Origin of the sequence: Streptomyces sp. NBC_01224 (assembly GCF_036002945.1) — a bacterium.
Lineage (GTDB): Bacteria > Actinomycetota > Actinomycetes > Streptomycetales > Streptomycetaceae > Streptomyces.
In genome coordinates, this window is record NZ_CP108530.1 from 215,765 (window position 1) to 233,670 (window position 17,906).

Below are 17,906 nucleotides of genomic sequence, written 5' to 3' on the forward strand. Positions count from 1 at the left end.
CCCGTGAAGCGTGCCCTCACCGATCTCGCGCTCTTCGGCGGCCCTGAGGCCTTCCTGCGCCCCCTTCTGGTGGGCATGCCCACCGTCGGCGACCGGGCCCGGTTCCTCGCCCGTCTCGAATGGGCCCTGGACAACGACTGGCTGACCAACGGCGGCCCGCTGACCACCGAGCTGGAGGGCCGCATCGCCGACCTGGCCGGCGTGCGGTACTGCGTCGCCACGTGCAACGCCACCGCGGCGCTCCAGCTGGTCCTGAAGGCCTCGGGGGTCACCGGCCAGGTCATCATGCCGTCGCTGACCTTCGCGGCCACTCCCCACGCGGCGAGCTGGGTGGGGCTCGAGCCGGTCTTCTGCGATGTCGACCCGGTCACCGGATGCCTGGACCCCGCGCGGGTCGAGGAGCTCCTCACCCCCGCCACCGGCGCCATCCTGGGCGTCCACCTGTGGGGCCGGGCGGCACCGGTCACCGAGCTGGAGAAGCTCGCCGCGGAGCACGGGGTGAAACTGTTCTTCGACGCGGCCCACGCCTTCGGCTGCACCTCCGGTGACCGGCCGATCGGCAGCTTCGGGAACGCGGAGGTATTCAGCCTCCACGCCACCAAGACGGTCATGGCCTTCGAGGGCGGGGCGGTGACCACCGACGACGGCGAGCTCGCCGAACGGCTCGTGGCCCTGCGCAACTTCGGTATCGACCGGGACAAGTCGGTCACCGCCGTCGGCGTGAACGCCAAGATGAGCGAGTGCTCGGCCGCCATGGGCCTCACCTCCCTCGACGCCTTCGAGGAGACCCGCGTACGCAACCGTGAGAACCACGCCCTCTACCGGTCAGAACTGCGCGGGGTCCCCGGCATCGAGGTGCTGCCCTTCGACGAGAAGGAGCGCAACAACCACCAGTACCTGATGCTGCTCACCGACCGTGCCGTCACCGGTCTGCACCGCGACCGGCTGCGGACCCTCCTGCAGGCCGAGAAGGTCTTCCCCCAGCTGTACTTCTCGCCGCCCTGCCACCTGATGCCCGCCTACCGGACCGATCCCCCGCTCCGGCTCGAGCACACCGAGCGCCTGTCCGAGCGGGTACTCGCGCTGCCCACCGGGCCGTCGGTGTCCTTCGAGGACATCCGCCGGGTGTGCAGCATCATCCGGCTCGCCGCAGAGCGCGGCGAGCAGATCGAGGCGATGTGGGCGCAGGCAGTGCCCGCATGAGCGCCATCGGTCCGGAGCCCGACCCGGAGGTAACAGTTCTCGTGGACACCGCCCAAGCGATCACGCCCGCGCAGGCGATCGAAGACGTGGCACGTCCCGGCGGGGACCGTGCCGCCGCGATCCGCGTCCTGCGCACCCGCCTCGCCCTGCTCGGCGACACCGGCGAGGGGGCCCGGGACCGCGCCGGTCACCTCGTCGACCTGGCCGTGCGGTACGGCTCCCATCCCTTCACCACTCTGGAGCAGGCCCGTCATCAGCTGGACGTGGACCGCACCGCCTTCACGACGCTGCTCGGACTCTTCCGCCGCATACCCGAGCTCGGCACGGCCGTCCAGCGGGGCCCGGAGGGGAAGTACTGGTCCAACACCATCCTTCCGCTGGAACGGACGGGTGCGCTCGACGCAGTGGTGCACCGGCGCCCGGCCTTCCCCTACAGCGTCGGCCTCTACCCCGGTCCGACCTGCATGTTCCGCTGCCACTTCTGCGTACGCGTCACCGGTGCGCGCTACGACGCCTCCGCCATGGACGCGGGCAACGCCATGTTCGCCTCCGTCATCGACGAGGTGCCCGACACCCAGCCCTCCACGGTGTACTTCTCCGGCGGGCTCGAACCGCTCACCAACCCCGGACTCGGTGAACTGGCGGCGCGCGGCGGCGGACGCGGGCTCGACATGACGCTCTACACCAACGCCTTCGCCCTCACCGACCGGACGCTCGAACGCCAGCCGGGGCTGTGGTCGCTGCACGCGATCCGCACCTCGCTGTACGGCCTGAACGACACCGAGTACGAGGCCACCACGACCAAACCGCGCGCCTTCGGGCGGGTCAGCGCCAACCTGGCCTCGTTCATGGCGCAGCGGGCGCAGCGCGGCGCCCCGCTCCGGCTCGGCCTCAACTACATCATCCTGCCGGGGCGGGCCGACCGGCTCATGGACCTCGTGGACTTCGTGGCCGACCTGAACGAGCACTCCCCCGACCGTCCCCTGGACTTCGTGACGGTGCGCGAGGACTACAGCGGCCGCGAGGACGGCCTGCTCGCTCCTGGCGAGCGAGCCCAACTGCGCGATGCGCTGCGGGACTTCACCGCGTACGCGCGAGAGCGAACTCCCGCGCTGCACATCGATCTCGGTTACGCCCTGGAGAGTCTGCGCAGCGGGGTGGACACCAAGCTCCTGCGCATCAGCCCGCAGACCATGCGAGGCTCCGCGCACGCGCAGGTCGCGGTGCAGGTCGACCTGCTGGGCGATGTCTACCTCTACCGCGAGTCGGGATTCCCCGAACTCGTGGGCGCGCACCGCTACATCGCCGGGCGCGTCACCCCGGCCAAGAGCCTGCACGAGGTGGTCCACGAGTTCGTCGAGCGGCATCCGCACATCGAGCCGCGACCCGGCGACGAGTACTTCCTCGACGGTTTCGACCAGGCCGTGACCGCGCGCCTCAACCAGATGGAGCAGGACATCGCCGACGGGTGGGAGGAGCACCGGGGCCTGCTGGGCGCGGACACCGCGGGGTGAGCGCGCCGCGCCGGGCTCAGCGTGCGGCCACCCGTTCCTCCAAGGCGGACACCACGTCCTGGGGACTGTTCTCAGCACGAGCCTCGTCGCGCAGCACGCGGGCCCGGTCGAGGAACGAGGGGTCGGCGAGCACCCGGGCCACGCTGTCGCGGAGGTCCTCGGCGCTCACCTCGCCCTCCTTGAGGTGCAGGCCCGCGCCCGCGGCGGCCGTCTGCTGCGCGCGCAGGACGGTGTCCCACAGGTACGGCACCATGATCTGCGGCACCCCGTGGTAGAGGGCCGTCGACCAGGTGCCGTTGCCGCCGTGGTGGACGACGGCGGAGCAGCCCTCCAGCAGTACGTCCATCGGGGCGAAGTCGACGACCCGGACGTTGTCCGGGAGCGGGCCGACCTTGGCCAGAGCGGCGGCGTCGGCCGTGACGACGAGATCGGCGTCGACCTCCGCGAGAACCCGGAGGTAGGAGTGGAAGACGTCCGGGTCGGCGGTGAAGCTGCTCCCGGTCGACCCGGTCGTCACGCACACCCGGCGTCGCGGCGCGGCCTCCTTCAGCCAGTCCGGCACCACGGCCCGGCCGTTGTAGGGCAGGTACCGCATGCCCACCGTCGGCAGCGACAGGTCGAGCCGGAACCGCTCCGGGAGCATGTCGACCGACCACTGGCCGACCACCAACTCCTCGTCGTACGCCACCCCGTGGCGCTCGGCGGCCTCCGTCAGCCAGTCGCGCAGCGGGTCGGGACGCTGCCCGGCGGGCCGCTGCGCGAGCCGCTCCACGAACTCCCGGCGGAAGTGCGCGTTCAGGTCGCTCGCGCTCAGCACCCGTGCGTGGGCGGCGCCGCATGCCCGGGCGGCGATCGCCCCGGCGAACGTGTACGGCTCCCACAGCACCAGGTCCGGGCGCCACTGGCGGGCGTACCCGACGAGGTCCCGGACGAACGACTCGTCGTTGATGACCGAGTAGAAGTAGGGAACGGACAGGTCGTACAGGTTGAACAGGTAGTCCCAGTCGAACGCTTCGGGCCGGGACAGATCGATGTCCGCGGAGTACTTCTGAAGTTCCGCGCCCTTCTCCTGCATCGCTTCGAGCAGCCGGTGGTCGTCGCCCACCGGTACGGCGGTCAGCCCGGCCCCGGTGATCGCGTCCGCGAAACCGGGCTGGCTGGCCACACGCACGTCGTGCCCCGCGGCGCGCAAGGCCCCCGCGAGCGACACGAAGCCATGGAAATGCGAGGTGTGCGCGAAAGCCGCGATCAGCACACGCATGAACAACTCCCCCAGGGGGCCGGATCGATGGACGGGACGTCGCCGATTGTGCCGCGACGCCCGGGCTGTGAACACGCTGAGCCGTCCCCGCTGGACCCGGGGACGAGTACTCCTTGAGCGGGCGGGCGGCGTCCCGTCACGAAAAGCGGCAGCACGTCACGAAAAGAGGCAGCAGCAATGGCAGGTCCCCTTTCCTCCGACGCCGGGTGGGACGCGTCCCACCGCCCTCTGGTCGTCGTCCTAGGCGCCTCCGGGTACATCGGTTCCGCCGTGGTGCGGGAGCTGTCCCGCCGCCGGATACGGCTGCGCGCGGTGGCGCGCGGTCCGTTCGCCGTGCCGGCCGGCGGCCGGGCGGCGACCGAGGTGGTGCGCGCCGACCTCACCGAGGAGGGCGCCGTCGCCGACGCGGTCCGCGGCGCCGACGCGGTGATCCACCTGGTCGCGCACATGACAGGACGGGGCTCGTGGCGGTCAGCCTCGTCGGACCCCCGGGCGGAGCGGGTGAACGTGGGCCTGGTGCGTGACGTGATCGCGCAGTGCGCGGTGGCGCCCGGCGGGGGCCCTCCCCCGACCCTGCTCCTGGCCAGCACCAACCAGGTGGCGGACGGCGGCCCCCAACGCAGCGCCTACGCCCGGCAGAAGGCCGCCGCTGAGCGGCATCTGCTCGACGCCACGGCCCGGGGCGCTGTCCGTGGCGTCGCGCTGCGCCTGCCCACTGCTGTCGGCAGCGAGGCGGGGGTGGCGCCCGCGATGGCCGGCCGGGCCCTGTCCGGCGAGGCCCTCACCATGTGGCACGACGGCACTGTGCGGCGCGAGTTCCTCGATGTGAGCGACGCGGCCCGCGCCTTCGCCGTCGCGCTCGACCACGCGGCGGCCCTCGACGGCCGCGCCTGCGCGGTGGGCGGGCACGTCGTCGCGCTCGGCGATCTGTTCCGGGCCATCGCCGACAGAGCGGCCCTGCACACCGGACGGCCACCCGTCCCGGTACTGTCCGTGGAACCGCCCGACTACGCCGAGACCGGTGACTTTCGCGACCTCGACATCGACTCGTCGGTCTTCCGGGACGTGACGGGGTGGCGTCCCGAGGTGCCCTTGCACCGGGCCGTCGACGACGTCGTGTCGGCCGTCACACGGCGCCGGGCGGCGGCGGGCTGACCGGCCGGTCCGTCATTCCCCGCGCAGCGCGACGGCGCGGACCCTCTCGACCAGCCGGGCCTGTTCGACCAGTGCCCCGCCCGTGAGCGGGGACGGGGCGCCCGAGCGGATGCCCTCGACGAAGGCCGTCACCACGGAGCGGAACTGGTCGTGCGGGGGCACGAGCAACTCCGCGTGGGAGCCGTTCCGTTCGAGGTGGATCACCGCCGTGTGGTCCACGGGCGGCGTGTAGGCGCGGGGCACCATGATGCGGCCCTGCGAGCCCGTGAGCTCGTACCGGCCGCGGTAGGCGTGCTCCAGGCCGAACCCGAGCTGGGCCACCGCCCCGTCGGGCGCCGTGAGCAGCGCCGCCCCGCCGGTGTCGACACGCGTACGCGGGTCCGGTTTGAGGTGCGCGCCAGCCACTTCAAGGCCGGGCCCCAGGTGGCGCAGCGCGGTGCGCAGCGGATAGCCGCCGACGCCGGTGAGCGCGCCGCCATCCAGGTCGCGGCAGTGACGGATGTCGTCGGACGGTTTACCCGGGATGGTGAACTCGGCGGTCAGAGACCTGAGGTGGCCGATCCGCCCGGCGGCGAGCAGTTCGTCGACCACTTGGTGCTGGGGGTGGCACAGGAACATGTAGTTCTCGAACAGCGCGCGGCCGCGGGCGCGGGCGAGATCCCAGAGCTCTGACGCCTGCTGTGCGCTGCCCGTCAGCGGCTTCTCGCACAGGACGTGCTTGTCCGCCTGCAGCGCGCGCCGTGTCCAGTCGGCGTTGAGCGCGGGCGGCAGGGGTACGTAGACGGCGTCGACGTCGGAGCGGCCGAGCACGGCCTCGTACCCGGTCACCGGTTCACCGCCGAACCGCTGGGCGAACGCGGCCGCCTTGGCCCCGTCCCGGCTCCCGACGGCGACCACCTCCACCTCGGGGTCGGCGGCGAGCGCGGGCAGCATGCGCCGCCAGGCGATGTCCGCGCATCCCAGCACGCCCATCCGTACTCTGCCCATGGCCGCCCTCCCCCGTTCCCGAGCACGCGGCCGACGGCCCCGCAGGCGGGGCCACCGGCCGGTGCGACTGCTCGCCGGACTCAGCGCAGGGCGGCCTCGATGAGGTCGGCGGCCCGCCGGGTCCCGCCCTCGGCCAGCAACTCGGCGCGCAGCCCGTCGGAGCGCCGGCGGACCTCCGGGTCGCCGGTGAGCTCCAGCAGCGCCGTGCGCAGTGCCTCGGCTGTGGCGTCGGCGGTGTCCAGACGCCGGGCCACGCCGAGCGCGACGAGCTGGTCGGCGTTGCCGAACTGCTCGGCGCCCTGCGGCACGGCGATCATCGGCACGCCGGTGTAGAGCCCCTCGCTGCTTCCGCCCATGCCGGCGTGGGTGACGAAGGCGTCGGCCTGCTCCAGGATGGCCAGCTGCGGCACCCAGTTGTGCACCTCGACGTTGGACGGGATGTCCCCGAGCTCCTTGGCGTCGGTGTGCTTGCCGATCTGGAGGACGACGTGCCAGCCGTCCAGGTCGCCGAAGGCCGCCAGGCACTGGCGGTAGAACTCCACCTGATGGGTGTAGGCGGAGCCGAGGGAGACCAGCAGCACCTTCCCCACGCCGGCGGGGCGGGTCCAGCTCCCCTGGTCGGAGCGGTCCCCGAGGCAGGGGCCGACGAAGGTCACCACGTCGGTGTCCACCCGGTCGGCGTTGGGCTGCATGGCCTTGGTGATCAGCGCGACGGACCGGGCGGGCATGCCGCTGAACGCGTCGACGTCCAGGGTGGTCGCTCCGCACCCGGCCAGCCAGGAGGAGAACTTCTGCCGGTACGCGTCGGCGCCCGGCAGCCGCATCAGCTGGTCGCCGACCTCCTCCTGGTAGCCCTTCCAGGCCACGAAGGTCGGGGAGAGCTGGATGAGCGGGCGGCCCTGCGCCTCGGCGAGCGCACGGCCCGTGTAGGACCCGATGTCGTACAGGTAGAGGTCGGCGGGGTCCTCGTCGTAGTGGGCCCGCAGCTGCGGAAGCGCCTGCATCGCGTCGTCGAGGAAGAGGGTCATGGCCGAGATCGGGTCCTGCGGCCAGTTGTTGTCGACGACGGGGAGCGTGGTGGTGCAGGGGACGAACTCGGCACCGGTGGCGGTGATCTGGTCGGCGACGATCGGGTCGTCGGCGTACGTCACCCGGTGCCCGCGCGCGACGAGTTCACGGATGACCTCGATGCCGGGCAGGACGTGGCTGACGATGGGGCTGCCGATCATCGCGATGTGGCGACGGGACATAAGGAATAACTCTTTTCGGTGCTACGGCTTATCGACAGAAGAGGGGGGTGGGCGCCGCGGCCCGCGTCAGCCGTAGATCTGGGGAAAGTGCATGCCGCAGACACTAACCACACCCACCGATTCCGGAGAAGTGCCGGACGTCGCGGTCCGCCCGCGGGTGCGGCCGCCCGCGTCGCATACCGTCGCGCTCCGTGCCCCTGATCATTTGCGCAGGTGCTGAGCGCCCAACGGCCGATCGAGGACGGCCTCCCGGCGCGGACGCCGGGCCACGCACCGGTGACGGACACCTCGCCGACAACAGCCGAAAATCACCGGAACTTGGCCAATTGCCGCCCCGTGGGCACTTCCTCGCCGGGCGTCACAGGCACCGCGAGCGCCGCTTCTCCAGCGGCCCTCTTCCGCCGCTCAAGCGCCGCACTGCCCTTTCACGACAGTCTCTTGTCCTGTGCCATGCGGTCATGCCGCCTCGGTCGGCCTCTTCGGACTACGGATGAAACGGCGTGCGAATCCATGCATGACTCCTCTTTCACGAACTCCTCCATGAACTCTTCTACGGAGTCTTCTGCGGACAGCTTCCTCCCGCCGGTGCCGACCACGACGTCGGAGGGCGGTTTCCAGGTGGTCCTGGACGACGTCCAGCACTCCCGCGGCACCCGCCGCCTGCTGGGCGGGGTGCACCAGTCCGTGACCCTCGGCGAGCGCATCGGCGTCATCGGGGAGAACGGATCGGGCAAGACCACCCTGCTGCGTCTGCTCGCCGGGGTGGACAAGCCCGACGGGGGCCGGGTCCTGGTACGTGCGCCGGGCGGCATCGGCTACCTCCCGCAGATCCCCGAGCTGGCACCCGACGACACGGTGCGGGACGCCATCGACCACGCCCTGACCGAACTACGCACGCTGGAGCGCCAGTTGCGCCGCTGCGAGAGGGCCATGGCCGAGGCCGAAGGCGATGATCTGGCGGCCCTGCTGGCCAAGTACGGCGATCTCACGGAGGCGTTCGAGGCCCGGGACGGCTACGCGGCCGACTCCCGGGTGCAGGCCGCCCTGCACGGCCTGGGTCTGGCCTCCGTGGACGCCACCCGGCGCCTGGCCGGCCTGTCCGGCGGCGAGCAGGCTCGCCTCGGCCTGGCCTGTGTGCTCGCCGCCGCACCGCAGCTGATGCTGCTCGACGAGCCCACCAACCATCTGGACCGGGCCGCCCTGGAATGGCTCGAGGAACACCTGCGCTCCCATCGCGGCAGCATCCTCGTCGTCTCCCACGACCGCGTCTTCCTGGAGCGGGTGGCCACGGCCCTGTGGGACGTGGATGCCGAGCGGCACACGGTCCACCGCCACGGCGGCGGCTACGCCGGCTACCTCAAGGCCAAGGAGACCCTGCGGCTGCGCCGGGAGCAGCAGCACCAGGAGTGGAAGGACGATCTGGCCCGCCAGCGCGAACTGACGCGCGCCGCGGCGAACCACGTGGCCGCCGGGCCACGGGCCAACACCGACCGGACGAACGGCCGGCACCAGCGCAGTGTGGAGAAGCAGATCTCCGCCCGCGTGCGCAACGCCAAGGAGCGGCTGCGTCGGCTCGAGGAGAACCCGGTTCCCCGCCCGCCGCGGCCGATGCGCTTCGCACCCCGGATCCAGGGCGGTGACGCCGCAGGCGACCCGGTGATCGCCGGACTGCACCACGTCGTGGTGGAACAGCGGCTCCGCGCGCCGGACTTCGAGGTACGTGCGGGCGAGCGCGTCCTGATCACCGGCCCCAACGGCGCGGGCAAATCGACCCTGTTGCGGGTGCTGGTCGGCGATCTGGAACCGGACCGGGGCACGGGCACGCGTCCGGCGCGCACCGGCTGGCTGCCGCAGGAGACAGCTGTCACCGAGCCCGGGCTCAGTCTCCTGGACGGGTTCCGGGCGGGCTTGCCCGGCGATGTGGAGGCGCACCGCGGGGCGCTCCTTGGCCTCGGGCTGTTCAGGCCGTCGGATCTGGCGACGCCGGTGGCGGGGCTCTCCGTCGGGCAGCGCCGGCGCCTCGCCCTGGCCCGACTGCTGCACGACCCCGTCGATCTGCTGGTGCTTGACGAGCCGACGAACCATCTGTCACCGGCGCTGGTGGAGGACCTCGAAGAGGCCCTGTCGCACTACCGGGGAGCGCTGGTCGTCGTCTCCCACGACCGCATGCTCGAACGGCGGTTCAGCGGGCGCACAGTGCACCTGGAGAACGGCTCCATCCGCGGCTGATTCCGCTGTTGCGTCGTATCGCCCCGTGGGACGGTACGACCCACCAGCGAAAGGAAGAGCCCTCTCATGGCCAAGGACGGATTCACCGACCCGCGCATCGTCCCCCACGAGTCGGATCACGAGCGTGACGCGCGTGAGCGGCTCACGAAGCTCCTCGTCGACAGCCCCATACCGCCCCAGTATCTGATCGACAACCTGCCCATCTACCTGCGCCGCCACCAGCTCGCCGACCTGCTCTCCATGGACGCGCTCTACCGCATGCTGCCCGAAGTGCCGGGCGTCATCATGGAGTTCGGTGTGCTGCACGGCCGTCACCTGGCCACGCTGACGGCCCTGCGCAGCATCTACGAGCCGTACAACTCGCTGCGGCGCATCATCGGCTTCGACACGTTCACCGGCTTCCCGGACGACATCAAGGACGTGGACAAGGTCAGCACCAGTGCCGTCGCCGGGCGTTTCGCGGTGCCGGAGAACGAGGTCGACCATCTGCGCGAGGTTCTTGCGGCCCATGAGGCCTCCGAGCCGTTCGGGCACACGCAGCGTTCTTTCGTCGTGCAGGGCGACGTGCGCGAAACGGTGCCGCAGTACCTGGAGGAAAACCCGGAGACGGTCATCGCCATGGCCTACTTCGACCTGGATCTCCACCAGCCGACCAAGGAGCTCCTGGAGGCGATCCGGCCGCACCTGACCAAGGGCAGCATCCTCGCGTTCGACGAGCTGGCCCACCCGAAGTGGCCCGGTGAGACCACCGCGCTGCGGGAGGTCCTCGGCTTGGACTGCGCGCCTCTGCGCCAGCTTCCGGGCCGTGAGCCGCCGGTCGTCTACATGAAGTGGGGCGAGTGATCGGATCGCGGGCATCTGTGATGACGACTCGATCCATCGGCACGACCGCGCCCACGACCGTCCGGGAACTCGCCGTCGAGGGCGCCTATGAGTTCACCCCGAAGATCTTCCCCGACCGGCGCGGCCTGTTCGTGACCACGTATCAGCAGCAGCAGTTCACCGAGACGAGCGGGCACGCCTTCCCCGTCTTCCAGACCTGCCAGAGCCGGTCGAGCCGCGGTGTGGTGCGCGGTGTGCACTTCACGGCGACGCCGCCGGGCATGGCCAAGCACGTCACGTGCGGGCGCGGCCGGGCACTGGACTTCGTCGTCGACCTGCGGGTGGGGTCGCCCACCTTCGGCGAGTGGGACACGGTCGAGCTCGGCCAGGACACCTTCCGGTCGACGTATCTGCCGGTCGGCGTGGGCCACGTGTTCGTCGCACTCGAGGACGACACCACGATGGTGTACCTCATGTCCGGGCCGTACGTGGCGGAGCACGAACTCGCTGTCTCCCCGCTGGATCCGGAACTCGCCCTGCCTCTCACGCTCGAGGGCGTGGAGCCGGTCATGTCCGAGCGCGACGTCGCGGCCCCCACTCTGGCCCAAGCGCTGGAGGCGGGCATCCTGCCGGACTACGCGACCTGCCTGGAGCTGGAGGCGGCGCTGTAGAGGCCGCCGTCGCACGGAGGTGACCGCCGGGGCCGTGTGGCGCCCCGGCGGTCACGTGATCAGTAGCGGTAGTGGTCCGGCTTGTACGGGCCCTCTACCTCGACGCCGATGTACGCGGCCTGCTCGGGGCGCAGCGTCGTGAGCTTCACGCCGAGCGCGTCGAGGTGGAGGCGGGCGACCTTCTCGTCCAGGTGCTTGGGAAGCACGTAGACGTCGGTCGGGTACTCCTCCTGCTTGGTGAACAGCTCGATCTGGGCCAGGGTCTGGTCCGCGAACGAGTTGGACATCACGAACGACGGGTGGCCCGTCGCGTTGCCCAGGTTCAGCAGGCGGCCCTCGGACAGCACGATGAGGACCTTGCCGTCGGGGAACGTCCAGGTGTGGACCTGCGGCTTGACCTCGTCCTTGACGATCCCGGGGATCTTCGCGAGGCCGGCCATGTCGATCTCGTTGTCGAAGTGGCCGATGTTCCCCACGATCGCCTGGTGCTTCATCCTGGCCATGTCCGAGGCCATGATGATGTCCTTGTTGCCCGTCGTGGTGACGAAGATGTCGACCTGGTCGACGACCTCGTCCAGCGTCGTGACCTGGAAGCCGTCCATCGCCGCCTGCAGGGCGCAGATCGGGTCGATCTCGGTGACGATCACGCGGGCGCCCTGGCCGCGCAGGGACTCCGCGCAGCCCTTGCCCACGTCGCCGTAACCGAAGACGAGAGCGGTCTTGCCGCCGATGAGAACGTCCGTGGCGCGGTTGATGCCGTCGATCAGGGAGTGGCGGCAGCCGTACTTGTTGTCGAACTTCGACTTCGTCACGGCGTCGTTCACATTGATCGCCGGGAACAGCAGGGAGCCCTCGCGGTGCATCTCGTACAGGCGGTGGACACCGGTCGTGGTCTCCTCCGTCACACCGCGGATCTCCGAGGCGATGACGGACCAGTCGAGCGTGCTGTTCTCCAACAGGTTGCGGACGACAGCCATTTCCTCGTTGGAGGCCTCGGGCAGCTTGCCCGTCTTGTGCCGCTCGACTCCCAGGTGGACGAGGAGGGTGGCGTCGCCGCCGTCGTCGAGGATCATGTTCGGGCCCGCGTGCCCGGGCCAGGTCAGGGCCTGCTCGGTGCACCACCAGTACTCCTCCAGGGTCTCGCCCTTCCAGGCGAAGACCGGGATGCCGGCGGCGGCGATCGCGGCGGCGGCGTGGTCCTGGGTCGAGAAGATGTTGCAGGAGACCCAGCGGACCTCGGCGCCCAGGGCGACCAGGGTCTCGATGAGGACGGCCGTCTGGACCGTCATGTGCAGGGAACCGGTGATGCGTGCGCCCGCGAGGGGCTGCGCGTCCGCGTACTCCCTGCGGATCGACATCAGGCCGGGCATCTCGTGTTCGGCGAGGGTGATCTCCTTGCGGCCGAACTCGGCGAGGGAGAGATCGGCGACCTTGAAGTCGGTGAACTTAGATGACATGGAGGCTCCTTGAGCTGTTCAGTACGTTGCGGTGGATGTCCAAGGCCGCGGTGGACTTGTTGAGCGTGATGTAGTGCAGGCCGGGGGCGCCCTCGGCGAGCAGCCGGTCCGCCATGGCGGTGGCGTGGTCGACCCCGATCCGGTACGCGTCTTCGGGGCGCTCACGGGCGGCTTCGAGCCGGTGGGCCAGGTCCTCCGGGAAGGCGGCGTCGGAGAGCTCGGCGAAGCGCCGGATCTGGCGGGCGTCGGTGGCCGGCATGATCTCCGGGATGACCGGCGTCGTGCAGCCGGCGGCCGCGAGCCGGTCACGCAACCGCAGATAGTCCTCCACGTCGAAGAACATCTGGGTGATGGCGTAGTCCGCGCCGGCGCGGCACTTGGTCACGAAGTGCCGGATGTCGCTGTCCCAGTCGGGGGAACGCGGGTGCATCTCCGGGAAGGCCGCGACCCCAATGGTGAAGTCCCCCAGCGACCGCACCAGTTCCACGAGTTGGTACGCGTGGGTGAAACCGTCCGGGTGCGGGGTCCAAGGTCCCTTGGGGTCGCCCGGCGGGTCGCCGCGCAGCACGAGCACGTCGTGCACTGCGGCGTCCGCGTACTGGCCGATGATGCGGCGCAGTTCGGCCACCGAGTGCCCGACGGCCGTCAGGTGCGCCACCGGGCGCAGCGTCGTCTCGGCCACGATCCGTTTGGTGACCTCGATGGTGCGCTCCCGTGAGGAGCCTCCCGCGCCGTAGGTGACGGACACGAAGTCGGGCGCGAGCGGTTCGATGCGGCGGATGGCCTGCCACAGGGCCTGCTCGCCCTTGGCCGTCTTCGGCGGGAAGAACTCGAAGGAGAACGTCGTCATGCGCGGCCTCCCGCGTTGAAGTAGCTCGCCTCGGGGTGGTGGATGACGATCGCGTCCGTGGACTGCTCCGGGTGGAGCTGGAACTCCTCGGAGAGTTGCACGCCGATCCGCTCGGGTTCGAGCAGCTGCGCGATCTTGGCGCGGTCCTCCAGGTCCGGGCAGGCCGGGTAGCCGAGCGAGTAGCGGCAGCCCTGGTAATCGGTGCGGAACATGCCTTCCATCGCGGACGGATCACTGCCGGCGATGCCGAGTTCGGAGCGGACGCGGGCGTGCCAGTACTCGGCGAGTGCCTCGGCCAACTGCACGGACAGGCCATGCAGTTCGAGGTAGTCGCGGTAGGAGTCGGCGGCGAACAGCTCGGCGGTGGCCTCGCCGACCTTCGAACCCATCGTGACCACCTGGAGCCCGACCACGTCGGTCTCCCCCGATTCCTCCGGGCGGAAGAAGTCGGCCAGGCACAGGCGCCGGCCGCGGCGCTGGCGCGGGAAGGTGAACCGGGTCCGCTCGCCGCCCTGGTCGTCCAGAATGATCAGGTCGTCGCCCTTGGACACGCACGGGAAGTAGCCGTGGACCACGGCCGCCTCCAGGAGGTTCTCCGTGCGCAGCCGGTCGAGCCACATACGCAGCCGCGGCCGGCCCTCGCTCTCGATGGTGTCGCCCTTGAGCCCCCACTGGCCCTTGAACAGGGCGCTCTCGTCGAGCCAGGAGGCGTACTCCTTGAGCTGGACGCCCTTGACGACGCGGGTGCCCCAGAACGGCGGGGTGGGGACCGGGTTGTCGACGGCGACGTCCGAGCGGCCGACGTCCCGCGGCTCTTCGATGATCAGCTCCCGTTTCGGTACGCGGCGCTGCTTGAGCTCGGGCAGGGTGGCGCCGGGGACGCCGCGCTTGACCGCGATGAGGGCGTCCATCAGGCGCAGGCCCTCGAACGCGTCGCGGGCGTAGCGGACCTCGCCCTCGTAGATCTCGTGCAGGTCCTGCTCGACGTAGGCCCGGGTCAGCGCCGCGCCGCCGAGGATGACGGGGAAGTCGGCGGCCATCTTGCGCTGGTTGAGCTCCTCCAGGTTCTCCTTCATGATCACCGTCGACTTCACCAGGAGGCCGGACATGCCGATCACGTCCGCGCGGTGCTCGGCCGCGGCGTCCAGGATCGCCGCGACCGGCTGCTTGATGCCGAGGTTGATCACGTTGTAGCCATTGTTGGACAAGATGATGTCGACGAGGTTCTTGCCGATGTCGTGCACGTCGCCGCGGACGGTGGCCAGCACGATGGTGCCCTTGCCCTCGGAGTCCGACTTCTCCATGTGCGGCTCCAGATGGGCCACCGCGGTCTTCATCACCTCGGCGGACTGCAGCACGAACGGCAGCTGCATCTGCCCGGAACCGAACAGCTCACCGACGACCTTCATGCCCTCCAGCAGGGTGTCGTTGACGATGTCCAGGGCCGGGCGGGTCTGCAGGGCCTCGTCCAGATCGGCGTCCAGGCCGTTCTTCTCCCCGTCGATGATGCGCCGCTTAAGGCGCTCATCCAGCGGCAGCGCCAAGAGTTCCTCGGCCTTGCCCGCCTTCATCGACTTCATGTTGACGCCCTCGAAAAGCTCCATGAGCTTCTGCAAGGGGTCATAGCCCTCGGCGCGCCGGTCGTAGATCAGGTCGTGGGCGACCTTGACCTGCTCCTCCTCCAGACGCGCGATGGGCAGGATCTTCGAGGCGTGCGCGATCGCCGAGTCCAGACCCGCCTTGACACACTCATCCAGGAAGACCGAGTTGAGCACGACACGGGCGGCCGGGTTCAGGCCGAAGGAGATGTTCGACAGGCCCAGCGTGGTCTGCACGTCCGGGTGGCGCTTTTTCAGCTCACGGATCGCCTCGATGGTGGCGATGCCATCCCCCCGCGACTCCTCCTGACCGGTGCAGATGGTGAAGGTCAGACAGTCGATGAGGATGTCCGACTCATGGATGCCCCAGGTGCCGGTCAGATCCTCGATCAGCCGCTCGGCGATGGCCACCTTGTGCTCGACGGTGCGGGCCTGGCCCTCCTCATCGATGGTCAGCGCGATCAGCGCCGCCCCGTGCTCCCTGGCCAGCGCGGTCACCTTCGCAAAGCGCGACTCCGGCCCGTCGCCGTCCTCGTAGTTGACGGAGTTGATGACCGCCCGGCCGCCCAGCTTCTCCAACCCTGCCTGGATGACCGGCAGTTCGGTCGAGTCAAGGACGATGGGCAGCGTGGAGGCGGTGGCGAAACGGCCCGCCAGCTCCTCCATGTCCTTCACCCCGTCCCGGCCCACATAGTCGACACACAGGTCGAGCATGTGGGCGCCCTCGCGGATCTGGTCGCGGGCCATCTCCACACAGTCGTCCCAGCGGCCCTCCAGCATCGCCTCACGGAACTTCTTCGACCCATTGGCGTTCGTTCGCTCACCGATCGCCATATACGAAGTGTCCTGACGGAACGGCACCGTCTGGTAGAGCGAGGCCGCACCCGGCTCCGGGCGCGGCTCACGGCGGGAGACCTCCACCCCGCGCACCCGCTCCACGACCTTGCGCAGATGCTCCGGCGTCGTGCCGCAGCAGCCGCCGACCAGGGACAGGCCGTACTCCCGGACGAAGGTCTCCTGGGCATCGGCCAGCTCCGCCTCCGTCAGCGGGTAGTGCGCGCCGTCCTTGGTCAACACGGGAAGGCCCGCGTTCGGCATCGCCGAGATCGGGATCCGCGAGTGGCGGGAGAGGTAGCGCAGGTGCTCGCTCATCTCCGCCGGACCCGTCGCGCAGTTCAGGCCGATCACGTCGATGCCCAACGGCTCCAGCGCCGTCAGCGCCGCGCCGATCTCCGAACCCAGCAGCATCGTGCCGGTCGTCTCCACCGTCACCGAACAGATCAGCGACAGATTCGCGCCGGTGGCCTCCAGGGCACGGCGGGCGCCCAGGATCGCCGCCTTCGTCTGCAGCAGGTCCTGCGTGGTCTCCACCAGCAGCGCGTCCGCGCCGCCCGCGATCAGACCCTCCGCATTCTGCTGATAGGCATCCCGCAACGTCGTGTAGGGGGCGTGGCCCAGGGTCGGCAGTTTCGTGCCGGGGCCCATCGAACCGAGCACCCAACGCTGCTGCCCCGTCGACGCGGTGAACTCATCGGCCACCTCACGCGCCACCCGCGCACCGGACTCCGACAACTCGAAGACCCGCTCGGGGATGTCGTACTCCCCCAGCGCCGCATGATTGGCACCGAAGGTGTTCGTCTCGACGCAGTCGACACCGACCGCGAAATACTCCTCGTGCACCGACCGGACGATGTCCGGGCGCGTCACGTTCAGGACTTCGTTACAGCCTTCCAGCTGCTCGAAGTCGTCCAGACTCGGGTCCTGCTCCTGGAGCATCGTGCCCATCGCGCCGTCGGCCACCACCACGCGGGTGGCGAGGGCCTCCCTGAGGGTTTCCGGAGAAGCGGTCACGAGCTGTCGCCACCCTCGCGGGTGACGACCGCCAGGTAGGGCGCGATCTCCTCGGCGGCGTCCGTGCCGTACGCGGCCGTGAGGTTGGCGAGGAGGCGGTCGGCAGCGGCGTCGTACGACTGGGAGCCGACGGTGCGGATCACCTCGGCCGCGACCGAGCAGCCGAGCCGTACCGCGGCCTTCAGGGCCAGGCCCCGGGCGGTAGCGGCGAGGAAGCCGGCCCGGAACGCGTCGCCGACACCGGTCGGGTCGACGACCGGGACGTCGGGCACGGCGGGGACGCGGAGAGAGGTGCCGTCGGCGCATTCGGCGCGGGCGCCGTGAGAGCCGAGCGTGGTGATCCAGGTGCCGACCCGGTCGAGCACGTCGTCGCGCGTCCAGCCGGTGCGCTCGAGCAGCAGGGCGGCCTCGTACTCGTTGGTGAAGAGCCAGCGGGCGCCGTCCACCAGGTCCCGCACCTGAGTGCCGTCGAGGCGGGCGAGCTGTTGCGAGGGGTCCGCGGCGAACGGGATGCCGAGCTCCCGGCACTGCCGGGTGTGGCGGAGCATCGCCTCGGGGTCGTTGGGCGCGATCAGGACCAGGTCCGGCCGGGCATCGGGGGCGGCGTTCCCGATCAGGGTGGTCAGGTCGATGTCGCGCGCCTCGGCCATGGCGCCCGCGTAGAACGCGGCGATCTGGTTGGCGTCCTGGTCGGTGGTGCACATGAACCGGGCGGTCTGCCGTTCGCCGGAGACCAGGACGCCACTGGTGTCGACGCCCTGCTCCTTGAGCACCACCTCGTACGGTCCGAAGTCGGTGCCGACCGCGCCGATCAGGAGCGGTGCGAGGCCGAGGCCGCCGAGCCCGAAGGCGATGTTGGCGGCGACGCCGCCGCGTCGCACTTCGAGGTCGTCGACGAGGAACGACAAGGAGACATGGTGCAGTTGGCTGGGGACCAGCTGGTCCGCGAATCTGCCGGGAAACACCGTCAGATGGTCCGTGGCGATCGAGCCGGACACGGCGATACGCACGTGAGCACTCCCGTTGGGTGCGTGGGCCGGGGCTAGGGCCCTTCGGTC

Annotated in this window: 13 protein-coding genes; 6 read left to right on the forward strand and 7 right to left on the reverse strand. The window is 70.4% G+C overall.

Annotated elements, in window-relative coordinates; all coding sequences use genetic code 11:
* Positions 1-3: 3 nt before the first annotated feature.
* Both OG609_RS45240 and desII read left to right on the forward strand, forming a co-directional pair.
* Positions 4-1,203: a dTDP-4-dehydro-6-deoxyglucose aminotransferase gene (locus OG609_RS45240; RefSeq protein WP_327278560.1), complete on the forward strand. Its 1,200-nt coding sequence runs from the start codon at positions 4-6 to the stop codon at positions 1,201-1,203.
* A complete protein-coding gene (gene desII, locus OG609_RS45245) occupies positions 1,200-2,717 on the forward strand; it encodes a dTDP-4-amino-4,6-dideoxy-D-glucose ammonia-lyase (RefSeq protein ID WP_327278561.1) in 1,518 nt (505 codons plus the stop codon). Before OG609_RS45240 ends, desII begins: the two co-directional genes overlap by 4 nt.
* 16 nt (positions 2,718-2,733) lie before the next feature.
* Here the strand turns inward: desII and OG609_RS45250 are convergent, their stop codons facing one another.
* Positions 2,734-3,978: an activator-dependent family glycosyltransferase gene (locus OG609_RS45250; protein ID WP_327278562.1), complete on the reverse strand. Its 1,245-nt coding sequence runs from the start codon at positions 3,976-3,978 to the stop codon at positions 2,734-2,736.
* 177 nt (positions 3,979-4,155) lie between these two features.
* Here OG609_RS45250 and OG609_RS45255 point away from each other — a divergent pair, with 177 nt between their 5' ends.
* The gene (locus OG609_RS45255; RefSeq protein WP_327278563.1) at positions 4,156-5,133 is read left to right on the forward strand and encodes an NAD-dependent epimerase/dehydratase family protein; all 978 of its coding nucleotides are present in this window, start codon (positions 4,156-4,158) and stop codon (positions 5,131-5,133) included.
* Positions 5,134-5,145: 12 nt separating this feature from the next.
* On the opposite strand, the gene OG609_RS45260 is transcribed toward OG609_RS45255, so the two are convergent.
* Complete coding sequence (locus OG609_RS45260; protein WP_327278564.1) at positions 5,146-6,120, reverse strand: Gfo/Idh/MocA family protein; 975 nt, start codon at positions 6,118-6,120, stop codon at positions 5,146-5,148.
* A gap of 80 nt (positions 6,121-6,200) precedes the next feature.
* On the reverse strand, positions 6,201-7,370 hold the full coding sequence (locus OG609_RS45265; RefSeq protein WP_327278565.1) for a macrolide family glycosyltransferase: 1,170 nt from the start codon (positions 7,368-7,370) through the stop codon (positions 6,201-6,203).
* Positions 7,371-7,910: 540 nt separating this feature from the next.
* On the opposite strand from OG609_RS45265, the gene abc-f reads away from it, so the two are divergent.
* The 3 genes from abc-f (at position 7,911) to OG609_RS45280 (ending at position 11,092) form a co-directional block, all read left to right on the forward strand.
* Entirely contained in the window at positions 7,911-9,599 is a 1,689-nt protein-coding gene (abc-f, locus tag OG609_RS45270; RefSeq protein ID WP_327278566.1) for a ribosomal protection-like ABC-F family protein, read from the forward strand.
* 66 nt (positions 9,600-9,665) lie between these two features.
* Positions 9,666-10,442, forward strand: coding sequence for a class I SAM-dependent methyltransferase (locus OG609_RS45275; protein WP_327278567.1), 777 nt, complete (start codon positions 9,666-9,668; stop codon positions 10,440-10,442).
* A gap of 20 nt (positions 10,443-10,462) precedes the next feature.
* Positions 10,463-11,092 carry a dTDP-4-dehydrorhamnose 3,5-epimerase family protein gene (locus tag OG609_RS45280; RefSeq protein ID WP_327278568.1) on the forward strand — a complete coding sequence of 210 codons (630 nt, stop codon included), beginning with the start codon at positions 10,463-10,465 and terminating at the stop codon, positions 11,090-11,092.
* Between the two features lie 59 nt (positions 11,093-11,151).
* On the opposite strand, the gene ahcY is transcribed toward OG609_RS45280, so the two are convergent.
* From ahcY to OG609_RS45300, 4 genes are read right to left on the reverse strand one after another with little or no spacing between them, the layout of a single operon-like run.
* The gene (gene ahcY / locus OG609_RS45285) at positions 11,152-12,549 is read right to left on the reverse strand and encodes an adenosylhomocysteinase (protein ID WP_327278569.1); all 1,398 of its coding nucleotides are present in this window, start codon (positions 12,547-12,549) and stop codon (positions 11,152-11,154) included.
* Positions 12,539-13,399, reverse strand: a complete 861-nt coding sequence (metF, locus tag OG609_RS45290; RefSeq protein ID WP_327278570.1) for a methylenetetrahydrofolate reductase [NAD(P)H] — start codon at positions 13,397-13,399, stop codon at positions 12,539-12,541. The genes ahcY and metF overlap by 11 nt, the downstream gene beginning before the upstream one ends.
* Positions 13,396-16,848, reverse strand: a complete 3,453-nt coding sequence (gene metH / locus OG609_RS45295) for a methionine synthase (protein WP_327278571.1) — start codon at positions 16,846-16,848, stop codon at positions 13,396-13,398. Before metH ends, metF begins: the two co-directional genes overlap by 4 nt.
* Entirely contained in the window at positions 16,845-17,858 is a 1,014-nt protein-coding gene (locus OG609_RS45300; protein ID WP_327278572.1) for a carbohydrate kinase family protein, read from the reverse strand. The genes metH and OG609_RS45300 overlap by 4 nt, the downstream gene beginning before the upstream one ends.
* Positions 17,859-17,906: the final 48 nt, after the last annotated feature.

Bases quoted from the DNA above. Each gene is read 5' to 3' on its own strand.
- desII (WP_327278561.1), top strand. From the start codon at position 1,200: ATGAGCGCCATCGGTCCGGAGCCCGACCCGGAGGTAACAGTTCTCGTG.
- OG609_RS45250 (WP_327278562.1), bottom strand. From the start codon at position 3,978: ATGCGTGTGCTGATCGCGGCTTTCGCGCACACCTCGCATTTCCATGGC.
- OG609_RS45255 (WP_327278563.1), top strand. From the start codon at position 4,156: ATGGCAGGTCCCCTTTCCTCCGACGCCGGGTGGGACGCGTCCCACCGC.
- OG609_RS45260 (WP_327278564.1), bottom strand. From the start codon at position 6,120: ATGGGCAGAGTACGGATGGGCGTGCTGGGATGCGCGGACATCGCCTGG.
- OG609_RS45265 (WP_327278565.1), bottom strand. From the start codon at position 7,370: ATGTCCCGTCGCCACATCGCGATGATCGGCAGCCCCATCGTCAGCCAC.
- abc-f (WP_327278566.1), top strand. From the start codon at position 7,911: ATGAACTCTTCTACGGAGTCTTCTGCGGACAGCTTCCTCCCGCCGGTG.
- OG609_RS45275 (WP_327278567.1), top strand. From the start codon at position 9,666: ATGGCCAAGGACGGATTCACCGACCCGCGCATCGTCCCCCACGAGTCG.
- OG609_RS45280 (WP_327278568.1), top strand. From the start codon at position 10,463: ATGACGACTCGATCCATCGGCACGACCGCGCCCACGACCGTCCGGGAA.
- ahcY (WP_327278569.1), bottom strand. From the start codon at position 12,549: ATGTCATCTAAGTTCACCGACTTCAAGGTCGCCGATCTCTCCCTCGCC.
- metF (WP_327278570.1), bottom strand. From the start codon at position 13,399: ATGACGACGTTCTCCTTCGAGTTCTTCCCGCCGAAGACGGCCAAGGGC.